The following is a 19,376-nucleotide window of genomic DNA, read 5'->3' as shown; positions in this document are numbered from 1 at the left end:
CGGATAAACCTTGAATGTGGTGCGATCGTCAGGCGTCGAAGGCGTTCTGGATCCAGTCGAGGTGAGCGCTGCCGGTTTGGATGGCAACGACGTCGAAGCGGCAGGAGTGACGTGCCCAGCGAGGCTGTTGCTGGAGAAAGAGCTCTGCGGCCCGGATCAGCTTGCCGCGCTTGCGCGCATCGACACTCTCCAGAGCCCCGCCCCAGGCGCTGTGACGGCGGGCGCGGACTTCGACGAATACTACTGTATCGCCGTCGAGCATGACCAGATCGAGCTCGCCCAGGCGACATCTCCAGTTCTGTTCGATCAGGCGCAGGCCATTATGTTCCAGATGTAGCCGTGCCGCTTGTTCGGCGGCGCGGCCCTGGTCGTTATGACTGCTCAAAATGTGTCGTCGGGAAGCCGTTGGATCCGCCCACCACGGAACTCAGCCCAGGGCAGTTGCCGTTCGATGCGCTGAGCAGGATTCAGGCTGAGATTGCCTGACAGGCCTTCGATGCGCGACTCCGGCAATGCCTTGAGCTGGGTCAGGCGCGGTGCCAGGCGGTAGGCATCTACACCCATGGCATAGAGCCGGCCAAGACTGCCACCGGCCTGCGGCCATTGCTGGCTGACTGCCTGGCGCAGCGGGGCATGGTTGTCCAGTAGCCAGGGAGTTTCGCAAAAGCGGATACCTTCCAGATCCTGATACTGAGCGTGGCTATGGTTGCCGGTAAACAGATGCGAGGTGGCATAGACTGGAACGTCACCAGCGTACTGGAAGGCCAGTGTCGGCTTGATTTGCTGGGCCTGTTGCGGCGTCGCGGCGAGGAATATGAAGTCGATGTCCTGGCGGCGTGCCGGCTGGGCTTCGATGCCGGTGCCGAGGGTGGCCTGCAGGCGTTGGGCGCGGGCTTCGCTCTCGCGCAACTTGAATAGCTCGCCAATCTGTCGGGCCAGCTCTACTGGCTGATCGATGTGTTCGGCGGCGATCAGCGTGCCGCCTTGAGCCTGCCAGTGCTGACGGAAGGCTTCCAGTACGCGGTCGCCCCATTCGCCGCGCGGCACCAGAGCGACAGCGCGGCGCATGCCGTCGGCCCAGGCGCGGCGAGCCGCTTCGCGGGCTTCGTCTTCAGCAGCCAGGCCGAACTGGAACAGCTGGGCCGGGCCTTCGCCGCCAACATCGCTGTAGTTCAGCGCCAAGGTGGTGATTGGCAACTGCTCGCGGTCGCTGAGCTGCTTGACCAGCGGCTTTTCCAGTGGGCCGACTACCAGCTGTACGCCGTCGGCCTGCGCCTGCTGGTAGAAAGCGTCCAGTGAGCCGATACGGGAGCTGTCATAGAGACTGATCTGGGGTGTCTGCTGATAGTTTTGCTGTGCTTCGTAATGAGCTGCCAGAAAGCCGTCACGCAGGGCACGGGCTACGCTGGCGAGTTGGCCTTCCTGAGGTAGCAGCAGGGCGATGTGGGTCAGCGGCTGGCTGGCCAGTTCACGCAGTTTGATCAGCGCTTCGGGAAGTTGTACGGCGGCTGGGTGCTGTGGATTACGGCTAATCCACTGGTCGATGGCCGTCTGCTGCTGCTCAAGAGTGGCGCTGCCTTTTGTGATGCGGGCCAGTTCCAGCCAGCCGGCGAGATCGTTGTCGAGGCTGCTCGGGGTGTCCTGAGCTGGCAGTCGGGTCGCCAGAGTCCAGATGCTCTCATGGTTGTCGTGGGCCGTCTCGCCGCTGAGCAGTGGTGCAATAAATACGCGTTCGCGTATGGCAGCCAGTAGCTGGCCGTTGGCCTCCAGAACGCGTGCGTGTACCAACTGGGTGCGCGCCTGCTGTTCCAGGGGTAGTTCGCCCAGGCGTTCGAAACTAGGATGTTGCAGCGCTTTCAGAGCGCTTCTCGGTTGCTGGCGAGCCATGGCCAGTTCGGCCTGTAGGGTGCTGGCAAAGATCTGCTGCGCCGGTTGCAGGCTGGTAATGTCGACCAGCTCGAGGATGCGCGCAGAGCGGGCGATGTCCTGCTGCTGATAGGCCTGATCAGCGGCGGAAAGGCGCAACAGGGCGGCCTGCTCCGGCTTGCTCGAGTCGGCCTGCTGGAGCATCTGCTCGATGCTGGCCTGTGGCGTGCGCGGCAGTTGGCCCAAGGTGTTGGTCGGCGAGTTGGCGCAAGCGGCGAGCAGGCCGGCCAGAACAAGGGCGGAAAGTGGGCGCAGGCTGGCGATCATCGGGTCATCCTGATACGTAAGCAAAAACGAGTTGGGATTGTACCCAAGGGGCGACATCCATGCGATGCCGCCTGGCATTAACCGGCTAGAATGAGCGCTCTTTCAATAAGTGAGGTGTTTCCCGTGACTCAGCCCGCTGCCGACAGTGTTCGCTCTGGCATTCTTTATGTGGTGGCGACGCCCATTGGCAATCTGGACGACATCAGTGCCCGGGCCTTGCGGGTGCTGCGAGACGTAGCGCTGATCGCTGCCGAGGATACTCGTCACTCCTCCCGGCTGTTGCAGCACTTTGGTATCACGACGCCGCTGGCAGCCTGTCATGAGCATAATGAGCGTGAGCAGGGAGGACGCTTTCTGGCTCGCCTGGCGGTGGGTGAGGATGTGGCGCTGATTTCCGATGCCGGAACGCCGCTGATTTCAGATCCGGGTTTCCATCTGGTGCGCCAGGCGCGGTCTGCCGGTTATTCGGTGGTGCCGGTGCCCGGGGCCTGTGCGTTGATTGCGGCGCTGTCGGCTGCGGGGCTGCCGTCGGATCGTTTCGTCTTCGAGGGCTTTCTGCCGGCTAAGGCAGCGGCGCGTCGGGGGCGTCTGGAGCAGGTTCGTGAGGAGGCACGTACGCTGATCTTCTACGAGGCGCCGCACCGCATCCTCGAATGCCTGCGGGATATGCGAGAGGTGTTCGGCGGCGCACGCCAGGCTGTGTTGGCTCGTGAGTTGACCAAGACCTTCGAGACCCTTAAGGGACTACCGCTCGATGAGCTTTGTGCCTGGGTGGCTGCCGATGCCAATCAGCAGAAGGGCGAGTGCGTGGTGCTGGTGGCCGGCTGGCAGGCACCGGAAGGTGAAGAAACCGTCAATGTTGAGGCGCTGCGCGTGCTTGATCTGTTGCTGGCGGAAATGCCTCTCAAGCGAGCGGCGGCGCTGGCGGCGGAGATCACCGGTGTGCGCAAGAACCTGCTCTACCAAGTGGCACTGGAGCGCAAGGGTTAGTCGTTCGGCTTGCAGCTTGCCATCACCCTCGGTACCCTTGCCGGCGGAGAGTCGATCGGACAGTCGCTGCCTTCTTTGATGAAGGGGGAGGAAAGTCCGGGCTCCATAGGGCGGAGTGCCAGGTAACGCCTGGGAGGCGTGAGCCTACGGAAAGTGCCACAGAAAACAACCGCCTAAGCGCTTCGGCGCCGGTAAGGGTGAAAAGGTGCGGTAAGAGCGCACCGCACGGCTGGTAACAGTCCGTGGCTAGGTAAACCCCACTCGGAGCAAGACCAAATAGGGTTCCATCGGCGTGGCCCGCGCTGGAACCGGGTAGGTTGCTAAAGGCGTGCAGTGATGTACGTCGTAGAGGAATGACTGTCCTCGACAGAACCCGGCTTACAGATCGACTCTCCTTCCTTTTCGCTTCTGCTTCTTCTAATTCCCGCTCGTCTGATACTGAAAAATTCTTACTCTTAAGAAATTACTTTAAGTTCGAACTTCAGCTGTTTGGAGTGGCTGGTATTTGCCTGTCATTTATCCGGTTCGACGTCCTTTTTTCCTTCCTCTTTGTTGGCTAAATCTCCGTCCTGTAAGGATTTTTCCGTTCTGGCGCGCCTTGACGGTGGGGTACGCGCATTCCTATAGTGTGCGCAGGTGGTAAAAAGTGGATTGAAGTGGGTTTTTATGGGTGCGGTAAGCTAGTTACAGGGGAAGTGCAACCGTGTTTCGCGGAGCTAACGCCATTAGTCTCGACGCCAAGGGGCGCCTCGCGATGCCGAGTCGGTATCGCGATGAGCTCGTTTCGCGTTTTGGCGGCCAGCTCATCGTCACCATCGATATCAATGACCCCTGTTTGAACATCTATCCCCTCAGCGAGTGGGAGCGGATTGAAGAGCGACTCAGTGCCCTTGCTTCTCTTGACGAGAAAAACCGCATCCTCCAGCGCCTGCTGGTGGGCAATGCGGTGGATCTGGAGATGGATGGCAGTGCGCGGATACTGATCCCTTCCCGCCTGCGCGAGCATGTCAGGCTGGACAAGCACGCGATGCTTGTCGGTCACCTGAACAAATTCCAGCTCTGGGATGAGCAGACCTGGAACGATCAAGCAGCAAACGACCTGGCCGCCATCAAGCAGCCGGGAGCTCTTTCCGATGAACTTCGTAGTCTGATTCTGTAAACCATGACCGATAGCAGCTTTCGCCATGTCACCGTGCTGCTCGACGAGGCTGTCGAGGGTCTCGCCGTGCGCGAGGGCGGCTGCTACGTCGATGGTACCTTTGGCCGTGGCGGGCACAGTCGGTTGATCTTGCAGAGACTTGGGCCAGAGGGGCGGTTGCTGGGGTTCGATAAAGATCCTCTGGCGATAGCCACTGGGGAAGCGCTGGCGGCCGAAGACGGCCGCTTTGTCGTTGTGCAGCGCAGTTTTGCGGAACTTGCCGAGGAGCTTGTTGTCCGCGGCTTGGCTGGCTCGGTCTCGGGGGTTCTGCTGGATTTGGGCGTTTCCTCGCCTCAGCTCGATGATCCCGAGCGCGGCTTCAGCTTCCTCAACGATGGTCCGCTGGACATGCGCATGAACCCGGATGCCGGGCAGAGCGCGGCGCAGTGGATTGCCACGGCGGAGGAAGAGGAAATCGCCCGCGTGCTAAAGGATTACGGCGAAGAACGCTTTGCCCGTCGCATGGCGCGCGCCGTGGTGCAGCGCCGTGTCGAGCAGCCCTTCACCCGCACGGCCGATCTGGCGCAGGTGCTGGCTGCGGCCAATCCTGCCTGGGAGAAGGGCAAGAACCCGGCTACCCGGGCATTTCAGGGCATTCGCATCCACATTAACAACGAACTGGGTGACCTTGAGCGTGGTCTGGCTGCTGCTCTTGAAGTACTGGAGGTGGGCGGTCGTCTGGTGGTGATCAGTTTCCATTCGCTCGAAGACCGCATCGTCAAGCAGTTCATGAAGCGTCAGGCCAAGGGCGAGGCGGACAAGCTGCCGCGTGACTTGCCTATTATCCCCAAGGCCTTCGAGCCGCGTCTGAAACTGATCGGTAAGCCGGTCTATGCCAGCGAAGCCGAGGTTCGCGCCAATCCGCGCTCGCGCAGCGCGGTAATGCGTATTGCGGAGAAGCTGCGATGAGTCGGTTGAACCGCAGTATGCCGGCCGGCAGCTTCCTGCTGCTTGTGCTGTTTATCTTCATTCTGTCGTCGGCGCTGGCAGTGTCCTACAGCGCACACTGGAATCGCCAGTTGCTCAATGAGCTGTATGCGGAGCTCAGCGTGCGTGACAAGGCGCAAGCCGAGTGGGGACGGCTTATCCTGGAGCAGAGCACCTGGACCGCGCACAACCGCATCGAGGTGCTGGCCACCGAGCAGTTGAAGATGCACATCCCTGATCCCGCCGCCGTGCGCATGGTGCAGCCATGATCGGGCTTGAAGGCGCGCTCTATCCCTGGCGTTTCCGTCTGGTGCTGGCGTTGCTGGCGCTGATGGTTGGTGTCATCGCCTGGCGCATGCTTGATCTGCAGGTGCTCGACCATGACTTTCTCAAGGCCCATGGTGATGCGCGCAGTGTGCGACATATCCCGATTCCGGCACATCGTGGTTTGATCACGGATCGCAATGGCGAGCCGCTGGCCGTCAGTACGCCGGTTACTACCCTGTGGGCCAATGGCAAGGAGCTGCAGGCAGGACGCGAACACTGGCCGGCGCTGGCCGCTGCGCTGGGGCAGGAACCGGCCGGTTTTGCTGCACGCCTTGAACAGAACAAGGAGCGCGAGTTCATGTATCTGGTGCGCGGTCTTACCCCGGAAAAGGGGCAGAGCGTGCTGGATCTGAAGGTGCCTGGGGTCTACGCGATGGAGGAGTTCCGTCGTTTCTACCCGGCGGGCGAGGTGGCTGCACATGTGGTCGGCTTCACCGATATCGACGATCGTGGCCGCGAGGGCATGGAGCTGGCCTACGAGGAATGGCTGGCCGGTATTCCCGGCAAGCGCCAGGTACTCAAGGATCGGCGCGGCAAGTTGATCAAGGATGTGCAGGTCACGCAGAACGCCAAAGCCGGCAAGTCGCTGGCGTTGTCCATTGACTTGCGGTTGCAGTATCTCGCCCACCGAGAGCTGCGCAATGCCTTGCTTGAGAACGATGCCAAGGCTGGCAGTCTGGTGATGGTTGATGTGAAAACCGGCGAAGTGCTGGCGATGGTCAATCACCCCACTTACAACCCGAACAATCGTCGCAATCTGACTCCGGCGGCAATGCGTAACCGGGCCATGATCGATGTGTTCGAGCCCGGCTCTACCATCAAGCCGCTGAGCATGGCGGCAGCACTGGAAACCGGCCGCTGGAAATCCAGTGACGTGGTGCAGGTGGGCAACGGCAGCCTGCAGATCGGCCGCTACACCATCCGCGATGTCTCCCGTACTCAGGGGGCGGCTCTGGATCTGACCGGCATTCTGATCAACTCCAGTAACGTCGGGATGAGCAAGATCGCCTTCGACGTGGGGGGGGAAACGTTGTACCAGGTCATGAGCAAACTTGGCTTTGGTCGCGACACCGGCCTGGGTTTTCCTGGCGAGCGGGTCGGCAACCTGCCAAATCACCGGCAGTGGCGTCAGGCCGAGACAGCCACGCTGTCCTACGGTTACGGCTTGTCGGTCACTGCAGTGCAGTTGGCTCATGCCTATGCGGCCCTGGCAAACGGCGGCGACATGGTGCCGCTGTCGATGATTCGTGTGGACGCGCGCCCGGATGCCATGCAGGTGGTCTCGCCCGAGGTGGCGAAGACCCTACAGGGCATGCTGCAACAGGTGGTCGAAGCGCCGCGAGGTGTGTTTCGCGCCCAGGTGCCGGGCTATCACGTGGCCGGCAAGAGCGGTACTGCGCGCAAGACCAATACCGGGGCCAAGGGGTATCAGAGCAACTCCTACCGCTCGCTATTCGCCGGTTTTGCCCCGGCGCAGGATCCGCGTGTGGCTCTGGTCGTGGTGATCGACGAGCCGGGCAAGGGTGCCTACTACGGCGGACTGATTTCTGCTCCGGTGTTTAGCCGGGTGATGGCTGGCACGCTGCGTCTGATGAACATCGCACCGGACAACCTGCCGCCAGCCGAGCAGAAGACCGTGGCTCTTGGTTCGGGAGGTCGACGCTGATGCCCATGCCTCTGAATCAGTTGCTGCCGCTGGCTGAAAGCCCGGTGCTGATCCGCGAACTGACTCTCGACAGTCGCAAGGTGCGCCCGGGCGATCTGTTCCTGGCTGTGCCCGGGGTTCAGCAGGACGGTCGCAATCATATTGCCGATGCCATTGCCCGTGGTGCGGCTGCAGTGGCCTACGAGGCAGATGGCGCACCATCGCTGACTGCCGGAGAGGCTCTGCTGGTTCCTGTGCGCGGCTTGGTCGGGCAGTTGTCGGCGATTGCTGGGCGCTTCTATGGCGAGCCGAGTCGTGGCGTACGCCTGCTAGGCGTAACAGGCACCAACGGCAAGACCAGTGTCAGTCAACTGCTAGCGCAGGCTCTGGATCTGCTCGGTGAGCGGTGCGGTATTGTCGGCACCCTGGGCAACGGCTTTTATGGTGCCCTGGAGCAGGGGCGGCACACCACGCCGGATCCAGTTGGTTTGCAGGCAACCCTGGCGGGGCTGAGGCAGGCCGGTGCCCGCGCTGTGGCCATGGAGGTGTCCTCCCACGGGCTGGATCAGGGGCGCGTGGCGGCTCTGGACTTCGACGTAGCGATATTCACCAACCTGTCGCGTGACCATCTCGACTACCACGGCAGCATGGAGGCCTATGCCGAGGCCAAGGCCAGGTTGTTCGCCTGGCCGGATTTGCGCTGCCGGGTGATCAATCTTGACGATCCGTTCGGTCGTAAGCTGGCTGATAGGCCTCATCCGTCGCGCCTGATCGGCTACAGCCTGGATGATACCAACGCCTTCCTTTATTGCTGTGAGGCGCGTTTCGACGATCACGGTGTGCAGGCGCGTCTGATTACGCCACGCGGTGAGGGGGTACTGCGTAGCAGCCTGTTGGGCCGCTTCAACCTGAGCAACCTACTGGCGGTGGTCGGTGCGTTGTTGGGCATGGGCTACGCGCTGGACGAGATTCTCAGGGTGCTGCCGCAGTTGCAGGGGCCGATCGGCCGCATGCAGCGCCTGGGCGGCGGCGACAAGCCTCTGGTGGTGGTGGACTACGCGCACACGCCGGATGCTCTGGAGAAGGTGCTTGGAGCCCTGCGTCCGCACGTGACCGGGCGCCTGCTGTGTCTGTTCGGCTGTGGTGGCGACCGCGACCGCGGCAAGCGCCCGCTGATGGCGGCCGTAGCCGAGCGCCTGGCCGATGTGGTGTGGGTGACCGATGACAACCCGCGTGGCGAGAAGCCGGCACATATTCAAGACGAAATTCGCAGTGGCTTTGTCGCGCCGGAGCAGGTGATGTTTGTGCTCGGCCGCGGACAGGCTATTGCCGGCCTTATCAGGCAGGCGGCTGCCGGTGACGTGGTGGTGTTGGCTGGCAAGGGGCATGAGGACTATCAGGAAATCCACGGTGAGCGCCTGCCGTTTTCCGATCTGATTGAAGCGAGCAAGGCCCTGGCGGCCTGGGAGACAGCTCATGCTTAAACCCTGGTTGCTGAGTGAAGTCGCTGCCGACCTGAGCGCCCGCCTGATTGGCGCGGATGTAGCCTTCTCCGCTGTTGCCACCGACAGTCGCAGCATTGCCGCCGGTCAACTGTTCGTGGCGTTGACCGGGCCGCGTTTTGACGGTCATGACTATCTGGCCGAGGTTGCAGCCAAAGGCGCGGTGGCGGCACTGGTGGAGCGTGAGGTGGAGAATGTCCCGCTGCCACAACTGCTGGTGCTCGACACTCGGCTCGCGTTGGGCCAGCTTGGGGCGCTGAATCGTCAGGCCTTTCCCGGCCCGCTGGCGGCAGTAACGGGCTCCAGCGGCAAGACCAGCGTCAAGGAGATGCTGGCTTCCATTCTGCGTGCCGGCCTGAATGGCCCGGTACTGGCCACTCGAGGCAATCTCAATAACGATCTTGGGGTGCCCCTGACGTTGCTGGAGCTGGCTGCAGAGCACCGTGCCGGAGTGATCGAGCTGGGCGCCAACCATATCGGTGAGATCGCCTATACCGTCAGCCTGACGCGGCCACAGGTGGCCATCATCACCAATGCCGGCAACGCCCACGTTGGCGAGTTTGGCAGTCCGGAGCGGATCGTCGAGGCCAAGGGTGAGATCCTCGAGGGGCTGTGCCGGGACGGCGTGGCTGTGCTTAATCTCGAAGATCGCGCGTTTCCCGTCTGGCAGCAGCGGGCTGCCGGGCGAAAGATCCTCAGTTTCGCCTTGCGCGATGTCCGTGCCGATTTCCATGCCAGCGAACTGACTCGCGATCAGCGCGGCTGCCTGGGTTTCACCTTGCACAGTCCGCAGGGCAGTGCACGCATCCAGCTGAACTTGCTGGGCGAGCACAATGTAGCCAATGCTCTGGCCGCCTGTGCCGCCGCGCATGCCCTGGGCGTACCGGTGCAGGCCATGGTGCGTGGTTTGGAGATGGTGCAGCCGGTCAAGGGGCGTGCCGTGGCCCAGATGACGACGGGCGGCGTGCGGGTGATCGACGACAGTTACAACGCCAACCCCGTATCCATGTGTGCGGCGGTGGATATTCTCGTCGGTTTCTCCGGTCGTACCGTGCTGGTGCTTGGCGACATGGGTGAGCTGGGCGAGTGGGCCGAACAGGGGCATCGCGATGTCGGCCGCTATGCTGCCGGCCGGGTCGATGCGCTGTACGCAGTGGGGCCGCTGATGCGCCATGCGGTGGAGGCGTTCGGCGACAAGGGGCGTCATTTTGCCGATCAGGCTGCTCTGATCGAGGCGCTGCGTGTCGAACAGACTGGTAGCACATTACTAATCAAGGGTTCACGCAGCGCAGCCATGGACAAGGTCGTGGCGGCGCTGTGCGGCGTATCTGGGGAGAATCACTAATGCTGCTGCTGCTGGCGGAGTACCTGCAACAGTTCTACAAGGGCTTTGCCGTCTTTCAGTACCTGACCCTGCGCGGCATTCTTGGCGTGCTTACCGCGCTGGCGCTGGCGCTGGCGCTGGGGCCCTGGATGATCCGCACGCTGCAGGTTCGGCAGATCGGCCAGGCCGTGCGCAACGATGGCCCGCAATCGCACCTGTCGAAGAAGGGCACGCCGACCATGGGCGGTGCGCTGATTCTTACCTCCATCGCCATCAGCACGCTGCTTTGGGCAGATCTGTCCAATCGCTACGTCTGGGTGGTGCTGGCCGTGACCCTGCTGTTCGGTGCCATCGGCTGGGTCGACGACTATCGCAAGGTGATCGAAAAGAACTCGCGGGGCTTGCCGAGCCGCTGGAAGTATTTCTGGCAGTCGGTATTCGGCCTGGGCGCGGCCTTCTTCCTTTATATGACGGCGCAGAATCCGGTAGAAACAACCCTGATCGTGCCGCTGCTCAAGGATGTCAGCATCCCGCTGGGCATCGGCTTCGTGGTGCTGAGCTACTTCGTCATCGTCGGTTCGAGCAATGCGGTGAACCTTACCGACGGCCTGGACGGCCTGGCCATTCTGCCGACCGTGATGGTCGGCGGGGCCTTGGGGATCTTCTGCTACCTGTCGGGTCACGTGAATTTTGCCGAGTACCTGCTGATCCCCTATGTGCCGGGAGCCGGTGAGCTGATTGTGTTCTGCGCTGCGTTGGTCGGGGCCGGTCTGGGCTTTCTGTGGTTCAACACCTACCCGGCGCAGGTGTTCATGGGGGACGTAGGTGCGTTGGCGCTGGGGGCTGCACTGGGAACCATCGCGGTGATAGTTCGCCAGGAGATCGTGCTGTTCATCATGGGCGGCATTTTCGTGGTTGAGACGCTGTCGGTAATCATCCAGGTCGCCAGCTTCAAGCTGACCGGCAAGCGCGTATTCCGTATGGCACCGATTCATCACCATTTTGAACTCAAGGGCTGGCCCGAGCCGCGAGTGATCGTCCGCTTCTGGATCATCACCGTGATTCTCGTGCTGATCGGCCTGGCCACCCTGAAACTGAGGTAATTGAGCGTGTCGTTGATCGCTTCCGACCAGTTCCGCATCGTTGTCGGCCTCGGCAAGAGCGGTATGTCCCTGGTGCGCTTTCTGGCGCAGCAGGGCGTGCGCTTTGCCGTGGCCGATACGCGCGCGAACCCGCCGGAGCTGGAAACGCTCAAGCGTGACTACCCGCAGGTGGAAGTCCGTTGCGGCGAACTGGACGTGGATTTTCTCTGCCGCGCCTCGGAGCTCTACGTGAGCCCGGGTCTGGCCATCGCCGCCCCGGCGCTGGCCGAGGCCGCCGCGCGTGGTGTGAAGCTGTCCGGCGACATCGACCTGTTTGCCCGTCATGCCAAGGCGCCGATCGTCGCCATCACCGGCTCCAATGCCAAGAGCACCGTCACCACCCTGGTCGGTGAGATGGCAGCAGCGGCCGGCAAGCGCGTCGCCGTGGGCGGCAATCTCGGTACCCCGGCGCTGGACCTGCTGGCGGATGATGTCGAACTGTACGTGCTGGAGCTGTCCAGCTTCCAGCTGGAGACCACCGACCAGCTCAATGCCGAAGTGGCCACCTGTCTCAACGTCAGCGAAGACCATATGGACCGTTACAGCGGCCTGCCGGCCTATCACCTGGCCAAGCACCGGATCTTCCGTGGTGCCCGACAGGTGGTGATCAACCGTGATGACGTGCTGTCGCGTCCGCTGATCGCCGATCAGGTGACCTGCTGGGAATTCGGTCTGGGCAAACCCGACTTCAAGCGCTTCGGCCTGCTCGAAGAGAACGGCGAGAAGTGCCTGGCGTTTCGTTTCGACGCGTTGCTGCCGGTGAGCCAACTGAAGATCCGTGGTGCACACAACCAGTCCAACGCCCTGGCGGCGCTGGCGCTCGGTCATGCCGTCGGCCTGCCGATGGACGCCATGCTGGCCACCTTGCGCCAGTTCGCCGGCTTGCCGCACCGCTGCCAGTGGGTCGGTGAGCGCGCCGGAGTGAATTACTACGACGATTCCAAGGCCACCAACGTGGGTGCTGCGCTGGCGGCCATCGAAGGCCTGGGCGCGGACATCGCTGGCAAGCTGGTGCTGATCGCCGGCGGTGATGGCAAGGGCGCCGATTTCTCCGCGCTAAAGGCGCCAGTTGCGCGCTTCTGCCGCGCTGTGGTGCTGTTGGGCCGTGATGCCGAACTGATCGCCGCATCCCTGGGCGACGCTATAGCGCTGCTGCGAGTTGGCACATTGGATGAAGCCGTGCTGCGCTGTGCCGAGCTGGCCGAAGCCGGTGATGCAGTACTGTTGTCGCCGGCCTGTGCCAGTCTCGACATGTTCAAGAACTTCGAGGAGCGCGGGCAACTGTTTGCCCGGGCGGTGGAGGGACTGGCCTGATGCTGAGCTTCCTCCGTGTCCGTCCCTCCCCGCTACTGGGGCGCGGCCTCGATGTCGATTTCCCGATGCTGGCCGGCTGCCTGGCGCTGCTTGGTCTGGGGCTGGTGATGATCGCTTCGGCATCTTCTGAAGTGGCGGCGGCGCAGTCGGGTAACCCGCTCTATCACATGGTGCGCCATCTGGTTTACCTGGCTGTCGGCTTGGGCGCGGCAGGTGTGGTGCTGATGATTCCGATGAGCTTCTGGCAGCGCTATGGCTGGATGATGCTTCTGGCGGCCTTTGGTCTGTTGGTGCTGGTGCTGATCCCGGGCATCGGACGCGAGGTCAACGGTGCGCGGCGCTGGATCGGCTTCGGCGCATTCAACGTACAACCGTCGGAAATCGCCAAGGTGTTCGTGGTGGTCTATCTGGCCGGCTATCTGGTGCGCCGTCAGGAAGAGGTGCGCGAGAGCTGGGCCGGTTTCTTCAAGCCGTTCGTGGTGCTGCTGCCGATGGCCGGTCTGCTGCTGCTGGAGCCGGATTTCGGTGCCACCGTGGTGATGATGGGCTCGGCCATGGCCATGCTGTTCCTCGGTGGTGTCGGCCTGCTGCGCTTCGGCCTGATGGTGGCGTTGGCGGTGGGGGCGGTGTTCGTCCTGGTGCAGACTCAGGAGTATCGCCTGCAGCGGCTGATCACCTTTACCGACCCCTGGGCCGACCAGTATGGCTCGGGCTACCAGTTGACCCAGGCGCTGATCGCCTTCGGCCGTGGCGAGTGGTTCGGCGTCGGCCTGGGCAACAGCGTGCAGAAACAGTTCTACCTGCCGGAAGCACACACCGACTTCGTCTTCTCGGTACTGGCCGAGGAGCTGGGGCTGGTTGGTGCGCTGCTGACTCTGGCGCTGTTCGTCTTTGTTTGCGTGCGTGGCTTGTACATCGGTCTGTGGGCGGAGAAGGCCAGGCAGTATTTCGCCGCTTATGTGGCCTACGGCCTGTCGTTCCTGTGGATCGGCCAGTTCCTCATCAATATTGGCGTGAATACCGGTTTGCTGCCGACCAAGGGGCTGACCCTGCCGTTCCTCAGTTATGGCGGTTCGTCGCTGGTGATCTGCTGCGTCAGCCTGGCGCTTCTGCTGCGTATCGAGTGGGAGCGACGCAACGTGCTGGGCAGCGAGGATGTGGCATTCAGCGAGGACGATTTCGCCGAATTGGAGCAGGAGGTATCCCATGCGCGGTAACGTGCTGATCATGGCCGGCGGTACCGGCGGGCACGTGTTCCCGGCCCTAGCCTGCGCCCGTGAGTTCCGGGCGCGCGGTTATAGCGTGCACTGGCTGGGCACTCCGCGCGGTATTGAGAACGAGTTGGTGCCGCAGGCAGGTCTGCCGCTGCACCTGATTGATGTCAGCGGCCTGCGAGGCAAGGGCAAGCTGTCTCTGCTCAAGGCTCCGTTCCAGTTGCTGCGTGCACTGTGGCAGGCGTGCCGCATAGTGCGCCGTCTGCAGCCAGTGTGCGTACTGGGCATGGGCGGCTATGTCACCGGGCCTGGCGGTTTGGCGGCGCGTCTGGCCGGTGTGCCGCTGGTGATCCACGAGCAGAACGCCGTGGCCGGCACTGCCAACCGCCTGCTTTCGCACATTGCCACGCGCATCTGCGAGGCATTTCCGAACACCTTCAAGGCCTCCGATAAGCGTCGTACCACCGGCAATCCGGTGCGCGAGGAATTGTTCCTGGAAACTCCGCGCGAGCCGCTGGCCGGTCGCCGGCCGAAGTTGCTGGTACTCGGCGGCAGCCTTGGCGCCGAGCCTCTGAACAAGTTGCTGCCCGCCGCGTTGGCAAAACTGCCGGAGGCACTGCGGCCGCAGGTGTTCCATCAGGCTGGCCGGCAACATGCCGAACTTGCTATGGAGCGTTATCGAGAGGTCGCGGTCGAAGCGCAGGTTGCGCCCTTTATCCAGGACATGGCCCGGGCCTACGGCTGGGCCGACCTGGTTATCTGCCGTGCTGGTGCGCTGACTATCAGCGAGCTTGCCGCCGCAGGTCTGCCGTCGTTTCTCGTGCCCTTGCCGCATGCCATCGATGATCACCAGACCCGCAATGCCGAGTTTCTGGCGAAGGAGGGCGCGGCTGTCCTTCTTCCACAACATGCTACTGACGCGGACAGGCTTGCCGCGCAGCTTTCCGAGGTTTTGATGCAGCAGGAAAAAATTACCGCCATGGGCGCTACCGCGCGTCGTCTGGCCAAGCCCGATGCCACCCGCACGGTGGTCGATACTTGCCAGGAGGTGATGCGTGGCTAAGTCGCCTGCTGCAGTCAAGGCCGAGGTGCGGCGCATGCGCCGTATCCGCCGCATCCACTTCGTCGGCATCGGTGGTGTGGGTATGTGCGGTATCGCTGAGGTGTTGCTGAACCTCGGTTATGAGGTGTCGGGTTCCGATCTCAAGGCATCAGCGGTGACTGAGCGTCTGGAAAGCTTCGGTGCCACTGTGTTTATCGGCCATCGTGCCGAGAATGCCGAGCAGGCCGACGTGCTGGTGGTTTCCAGCGCAATCAATACCAGTAACCCGGAAGTTGCCACCGCTCTGGAGCGGCGTATTCCGGTCGTACCGCGGGCCGAGATGCTTGCCGAACTGATGCGCTATCGCCACGGTATCGCCGTGGCCGGAACCCATGGCAAGACCACTACCACCAGTCTGCTGGCCTCGGTGTTCGCCGCCGGCGGTCTGGATCCGACCTTCGTCATCGGTGGCCGTCTGAACGCGGCCGGCACCAATGCTCAGCTCGGTTCCAGTCGCTTCCTGATCGCCGAGGCCGACGAGAGCGACGCCAGCTTCCTGCATTTGCAGCCGATGGTTTCGGTAGTCACCAACATCGACGCCGACCATATGAGCACCTATGGCGGCGATTTCAATGTGCTGAAGAAGACCTTCGTCGACTTCCTGCACAACCTGCCGTTCTACGGTCTGGCGGTGCTCTGTGTGGACGATCCGGTGGTGCGTGAATTACTGCCGCAGATCGGTCGTCCCACCGTGACCTATGGCTTCAGCGAAGACGCTGACGTGCGCGCGATCAACGTCCGCCAGGAGGGCATGCGCACCCATTTCACCGTACTGCGCCCGGACTGCGAACCGCTCGACGTGTCGGTCAACATGCCGGGCAATCACAATGTTCTGAATGCGCTGGCGACCATTGCCATCGCCACAGACGAAGGCATCGACGATGCTGCCATCGTCAACGGTCTGTCTGGCTTCCAGGGCGTGGGCCGGCGCTTCCAGGTCTACGGCGAGCTGCCGGTGGACGGTGGCAGCGTAATGCTGGTGGACGACTACGGTCATCACCCGCGTGAAGTGGCTGCGGTGATCAAGGCCGTGCGTGGTGGCTGGCCGGAGCGCCGTCTGGTGATGGTCTACCAGCCGCACCGCTATACACGGACCCGCGACCTGTACGACGACTTCGTGCAGGTGCTGAGCGAGGCCAATGTCCTGCTGCTGGTGGAGGTCTATCCGGCCGGCGAAGAGCCGATTCCGGGAGCCGACAGCCGGCAGATGTGCCACAGCATTCGTCAGCGCGGTCAGCTCGACCCGATCTATGTCGAGCGAGGCACGGATCTGGCTCCGCTGCTCAAGCCGCTGTTGCGTGCCGGTGACATCCTGCTGTGTCAGGGCGCTGGCGACATCGGCGCGGTGGCGCCGCAACTGATCAAGCACCCGCTGTTTGTGGGAGAGTCTAAATGAGTCTGCACAATACCCTCGATCCCAGGGCCTTCGGACGTGTCGCCGTACTGTTTGGTGGCAACAGCGCTGAGCGTGAGGTCTCGCTGAAGTCCGGCAATGCGGTACTCAGTGCGCTGCAGTCGGCCGGGGTGGACGCCTTCGGCATTGATGTCGGTGCTGACTTCCTGCAACGCTTGGCCAATGAACACATCGACCGCGCCTTCATCGTCTTGCACGGGCGTGGGGGCGAGGATGGTTCCATGCAGGGGCTGCTCGAGTGTGCCGGCATCCCCTACACCGGCAGCGGTATCCTGGCCTCGGCACTGGCCATGGACAAGCTGCGTACCAAGCAGGTTTGGCGCAGTCTCGGCCTGCCGACCCCGCGACATGCGGTGCTGAGCAGTGTGGCCGATTGCGAGGCTGCGGTGGCCGAACTGGGTTTCCCGCTGATCGTCAAACCGGCCCACGAGGGTTCCAGCATCGGAATGGCCAAGGTGGAAAGCCTTGAGGCGTTGGTTGCTGCCTGGCAGGACGCAGCCTGCTACGACAGTCAGGTACTGGTTGAACAGTGGATCACCGGGCCGGAGTACACCATTGCCATGCTGCGCGGTGAGGTACTGCCGCCAATCCGGCTTGGCACCCCGCATACCTTCTACGACTACGACGCCAAGTATCTGGCTGATGACACCCAGTACTGCATTCCCTGCGGCCTGTCGGCAGAGAAGGAAGCGGAGTTGAAGGCATTGACTGCGCGCGCCTGCGAAGCAGTCGGCACCCAGGGCTGGGCCCGTGCCGATGTGATGCAGGATGCCGACGGTCAGTTCTGGCTGCTGGAGGTGAATACCGTGCCAGGCATGACCGATCACAGTCTGGTGCCAATGGCCGCGCGTGCCGCTGGGCTGGACTTCCAGCAACTGGTGCTGGCGATTCTGGCCGATAGCGTCGAGGCGAGGGGTTAAGTCATGACAGTGGCTTTGCGTCACCAGGACTCGCTGAGGGCTCCGCTGCGCGGCAAGCCCGCGCCGCGCGGTGCCAGCCGTCTGGTGGCCAAGGAACCGCTGCGCCAGCGCTTGCCCAGGCCGGATTTCTCCTGGATGCGGCGGTTGCTCTGGCCGCTGTTGCTGGTCGGACTGGGTGTCGGTGCCTACGAGGGCGCACAGCGGCTTCTGCCTTATGTGGATCGGCCGATTGCGCGAATCAGTGTGCAGGGTGATCTGGCCTATGTCAGTCAAGAGGCTGTACAGCGGCGTATTGCACCGTTTATCGAGGCGAGCTTCTTCCGCGTCGACCTCGCCAGCATGCGTGAGGAGCTCGAGCGTATGCCCTGGATCGCCCATGCCGAAGTACGGCGGGTCTGGCCGGATCGGATCGAAGTGCACCTAGATGAACAATTGCCCATCGCCCGCTGGGGCGACGAAGCATTGCTCAACAACCAGGGGCAGGCTTTCGCTCCGCAGGAGCTGAATAACTATCAGCATCTGCCACAGCTTTCGGGGCCGACCCGGGCGCAGACCAGGGTGATGCAGCAGTATCAGATGCTCAGTCAGCTTCTGCGGCCGATGGGCTTCACCGTGGCCGGACTGCAGCTGCGCGAGCGTGGCAGCTGGTTCCTTTCGGCCATCGAGAATACCAGCGGACAGCGCATCGACATCCTGCTGGGGCGTGATCACGTGGTGGAAAAGATGCGTCGCTTCGCCGCCATCTACGAGCGGGAACTAATTGATAAGAGCGCGAACATCGCGCGCATCGACCTGCGCTACGCCAATGGCCTGGCCGTGGCCTGGCGCGAGCCGATGGAGCCGGCTGCGGCCGAGCAGAAAGTGAATTGAGGAGAGACAGGACTAATGGGTAGCGCGCAGAGCGGCAAGATGATCGTTGGCCTGGATATCGGGACCTCCAAGGTAGTGGCGCTGGTAGGTGAGGTGACGGCCGATGGCCAATTGGAGATCGTCGGTATCGGCACTCACCCGTCGCGTGGGTTGAAGAAGGGGGTGGTGGTCAATATCGAGTCCACCGTGGCGTCGATTCAGCGCGCCGTGGAAGAGGCGCAACTGATGGCTGGTTGCCGTATTCACTCGGCTTTCGTCGGCCTGGCCGGCAACCATATCCGCAGCCTCAACAGCCACGGAATTGTCGCCATTCGCGATCGTGAGGTGAGCCCGGCGGATATCGAACGCGTGCTCGACGCCGCCCAGGCTGTCGCCATTCCGGCCGACCAGCGCGTGCTGCATACCCTGGCGCAGGACTATGTGATCGACAACCAGGAGGGTGTACGCGAACCGCTGGGCATGTCCGGAGTGCGCCTGGAGGCCAAGGTGCATGTGGTCACCTGCGCCACCAATGCTGCGCAGAACATCGAGAAGTGTGTGCGCCGCTGTGGTCTGGAGGTGGATGACATCATTCTCGAACAGTTGGCTTCGGCCTATTCGGTACTGACCGAGGACGAGAAGGAGCTGGGCGTGTGCCTGGTGGACATCGGTGGCGGCACCACTGACATCGCCATCTTCACCGAAGGTGCGATCCGCCACACTGCGGTGATTCCGATTGCCGGCGACCAGGTCACCAACGACATCGCCATGGCCCTGCGTACCCCGACCCAGTACGCCGAGGAAATCAAGATCCGCTATGCCTGCGCCCTGGCCAAGCTGGCCGGTGCAGGGGAAACCATCAAGGTGCCGAGCGTCGGTGACCGGCCGCCGCGTGATTTGTCGCGTCAATCGCTGGCCGAAGTGGTCGAGCCGCGTTATGACGAGCTGTTCACCCTGATCCAGGCCGAACTGCGACGCAGCGGTTACGAGGATCTGATTCCGGCCGGCATCGTGCTGACCGGTGGTACGGCGAAGATGGAAGGTGCGGTGGAACTGGCCGAAGAAATTTTCCACATGCCCGTGCGTCTGGGCGTGCCGCACAGCATCAAAGGCATGGCCGACGTAGTGCGCAACCCGATTTATTCCACTGGCGTGGGACTGCTGCTGTACGGGCTGCAGAAGCAGAACGATGGCATTTCCATGTCGGTGGGCAGTCCTTATCAGGACGAAGGCAAACCCCCGGTACTCGAGCGCATCAAGCGCTGGGTACAAGGCAATTTCTGATTTGCAGTAGGCGTTACAACTAAAAAGGAAA

17 protein-coding genes and 1 other RNA gene are annotated in these 19,376 nt (G+C 62.6%); 16 read left to right on the top strand and 2 right to left on the bottom strand.

What is annotated here, in order from left to right; genetic code table 11:
- Positions 1 to 28: 28 nt before the first annotated feature.
- Complete coding sequence (locus tag NCCP436_RS09000) at positions 29 to 385, bottom strand: YraN family protein (RefSeq protein WP_220803653.1); 357 nt, start codon at positions 383 to 385, stop codon at positions 29 to 31.
- Complete coding sequence (locus NCCP436_RS08995; protein ID WP_220803652.1) at positions 382 to 2,193, bottom strand: penicillin-binding protein activator; 1,812 nt, start codon at positions 2,191 to 2,193, stop codon at positions 382 to 384. The genes NCCP436_RS09000 and NCCP436_RS08995 overlap by 4 nt, the downstream gene beginning before the upstream one ends.
- A 90-nt stretch (positions 2,194 to 2,283) precedes the next feature.
- Here NCCP436_RS08995 and rsmI point away from each other — a divergent pair, with 90 nt between their 5' ends.
- From rsmI to ftsA, 16 genes are all read left to right on the top strand, one after another.
- Positions 2,284 to 3,183 carry a 16S rRNA (cytidine(1402)-2'-O)-methyltransferase gene (rsmI, locus tag NCCP436_RS08990; RefSeq protein ID WP_220803651.1) on the top strand — a complete coding sequence of 300 codons (900 nt, stop codon included), beginning with the start codon at positions 2,284 to 2,286 and terminating at the stop codon, positions 3,181 to 3,183.
- A 47-nt stretch (positions 3,184 to 3,230) separates the two neighbouring features.
- An RNA gene (gene rnpB / locus NCCP436_RS08985) (RNase P RNA component class A) lies at positions 3,231 to 3,580 on the top strand.
- 306 nt (positions 3,581 to 3,886) lie between these two features.
- Positions 3,887 to 4,342, top strand: coding sequence for a division/cell wall cluster transcriptional repressor MraZ (gene mraZ, locus NCCP436_RS08980; protein WP_220803650.1), 456 nt, complete (start codon positions 3,887 to 3,889; stop codon positions 4,340 to 4,342).
- Positions 4,343 to 4,345: 3 nt separating this feature from the next.
- On the top strand, positions 4,346 to 5,290 hold the full coding sequence (gene rsmH, locus NCCP436_RS08975) for a 16S rRNA (cytosine(1402)-N(4))-methyltransferase RsmH (protein ID WP_220803649.1): 945 nt from the start codon (positions 4,346 to 4,348) through the stop codon (positions 5,288 to 5,290).
- Complete coding sequence (gene ftsL, locus NCCP436_RS08970) at positions 5,287 to 5,577, top strand: cell division protein FtsL (RefSeq protein WP_220803648.1); 291 nt, start codon at positions 5,287 to 5,289, stop codon at positions 5,575 to 5,577. Before rsmH ends, ftsL begins: the two co-directional genes overlap by 4 nt.
- A complete protein-coding gene (locus NCCP436_RS08965) occupies positions 5,574 to 7,301 on the top strand; it encodes a penicillin-binding protein 2 (RefSeq protein WP_220803647.1) in 1,728 nt (575 codons plus the stop codon). The genes ftsL and NCCP436_RS08965 overlap by 4 nt, the downstream gene beginning before the upstream one ends.
- Entirely contained in the window at positions 7,301 to 8,764 is a 1,464-nt protein-coding gene (locus NCCP436_RS08960) for a UDP-N-acetylmuramoyl-L-alanyl-D-glutamate--2,6-diaminopimelate ligase (RefSeq protein ID WP_220803646.1), read from the top strand. The genes NCCP436_RS08965 and NCCP436_RS08960 overlap by 1 nt, the downstream gene beginning before the upstream one ends.
- On the top strand, positions 8,757 to 10,127 hold the full coding sequence (murF, locus tag NCCP436_RS08955; protein WP_220803645.1) for a UDP-N-acetylmuramoyl-tripeptide--D-alanyl-D-alanine ligase: 1,371 nt from the start codon (positions 8,757 to 8,759) through the stop codon (positions 10,125 to 10,127). Before NCCP436_RS08960 ends, murF begins: the two co-directional genes overlap by 8 nt.
- Positions 10,127 to 11,209, top strand: coding sequence for a phospho-N-acetylmuramoyl-pentapeptide-transferase (gene mraY / locus NCCP436_RS08950; protein WP_220803644.1), 1,083 nt, complete (start codon positions 10,127 to 10,129; stop codon positions 11,207 to 11,209). The genes murF and mraY overlap by 1 nt, the downstream gene beginning before the upstream one ends.
- Positions 11,210 to 11,215: 6 nt before the next feature.
- A complete protein-coding gene (gene murD, locus NCCP436_RS08945) occupies positions 11,216 to 12,562 on the top strand; it encodes a UDP-N-acetylmuramoyl-L-alanine--D-glutamate ligase (RefSeq protein WP_220803643.1) in 1,347 nt (448 codons plus the stop codon).
- Entirely contained in the window at positions 12,562 to 13,779 is a 1,218-nt protein-coding gene (gene ftsW, locus NCCP436_RS08940; protein ID WP_220803642.1) for a putative lipid II flippase FtsW, read from the top strand. Before murD ends, ftsW begins: the two co-directional genes overlap by 1 nt.
- Positions 13,769 to 14,839, top strand: a complete 1,071-nt coding sequence (murG, locus tag NCCP436_RS08935) for an undecaprenyldiphospho-muramoylpentapeptide beta-N-acetylglucosaminyltransferase (RefSeq protein WP_220803641.1) — start codon at positions 13,769 to 13,771, stop codon at positions 14,837 to 14,839. The genes ftsW and murG overlap by 11 nt, the downstream gene beginning before the upstream one ends.
- A 34-nt stretch (positions 14,840 to 14,873) precedes the next feature.
- Complete coding sequence (gene murC, locus NCCP436_RS08930) at positions 14,874 to 16,274, top strand: UDP-N-acetylmuramate--L-alanine ligase (protein WP_220803705.1); 1,401 nt, start codon at positions 14,874 to 14,876, stop codon at positions 16,272 to 16,274.
- Positions 16,271 to 17,212 (top strand): D-alanine--D-alanine ligase, encoded by a 942-nt coding sequence (locus tag NCCP436_RS08925; RefSeq protein ID WP_220803640.1) that lies wholly within the window; start codon positions 16,271 to 16,273, stop codon positions 17,210 to 17,212. The genes murC and NCCP436_RS08925 overlap by 4 nt, the downstream gene beginning before the upstream one ends.
- A gap of 3 nt (positions 17,213 to 17,215) precedes the next feature.
- Positions 17,216 to 18,082 carry a cell division protein FtsQ/DivIB gene (locus NCCP436_RS08920; protein WP_220803639.1) on the top strand — a complete coding sequence of 289 codons (867 nt, stop codon included), beginning with the start codon at positions 17,216 to 17,218 and terminating at the stop codon, positions 18,080 to 18,082.
- Positions 18,083 to 18,097: 15 nt separating this feature from the next.
- Positions 18,098 to 19,345, top strand: coding sequence for a cell division protein FtsA (gene ftsA / locus NCCP436_RS08915; RefSeq protein ID WP_220803638.1), 1,248 nt, complete (start codon positions 18,098 to 18,100; stop codon positions 19,343 to 19,345).
- Positions 19,346 to 19,376 lie beyond the last annotated feature (31 nt).

This window comes from Pseudomonas sp. NCCP-436 (assembly GCF_019656335.1).
GTDB lineage: Bacteria > Pseudomonadota > Gammaproteobacteria > Pseudomonadales > Pseudomonadaceae > Aquipseudomonas.
This window is presented reverse-complemented; position numbering and strand designations above follow the sequence as displayed.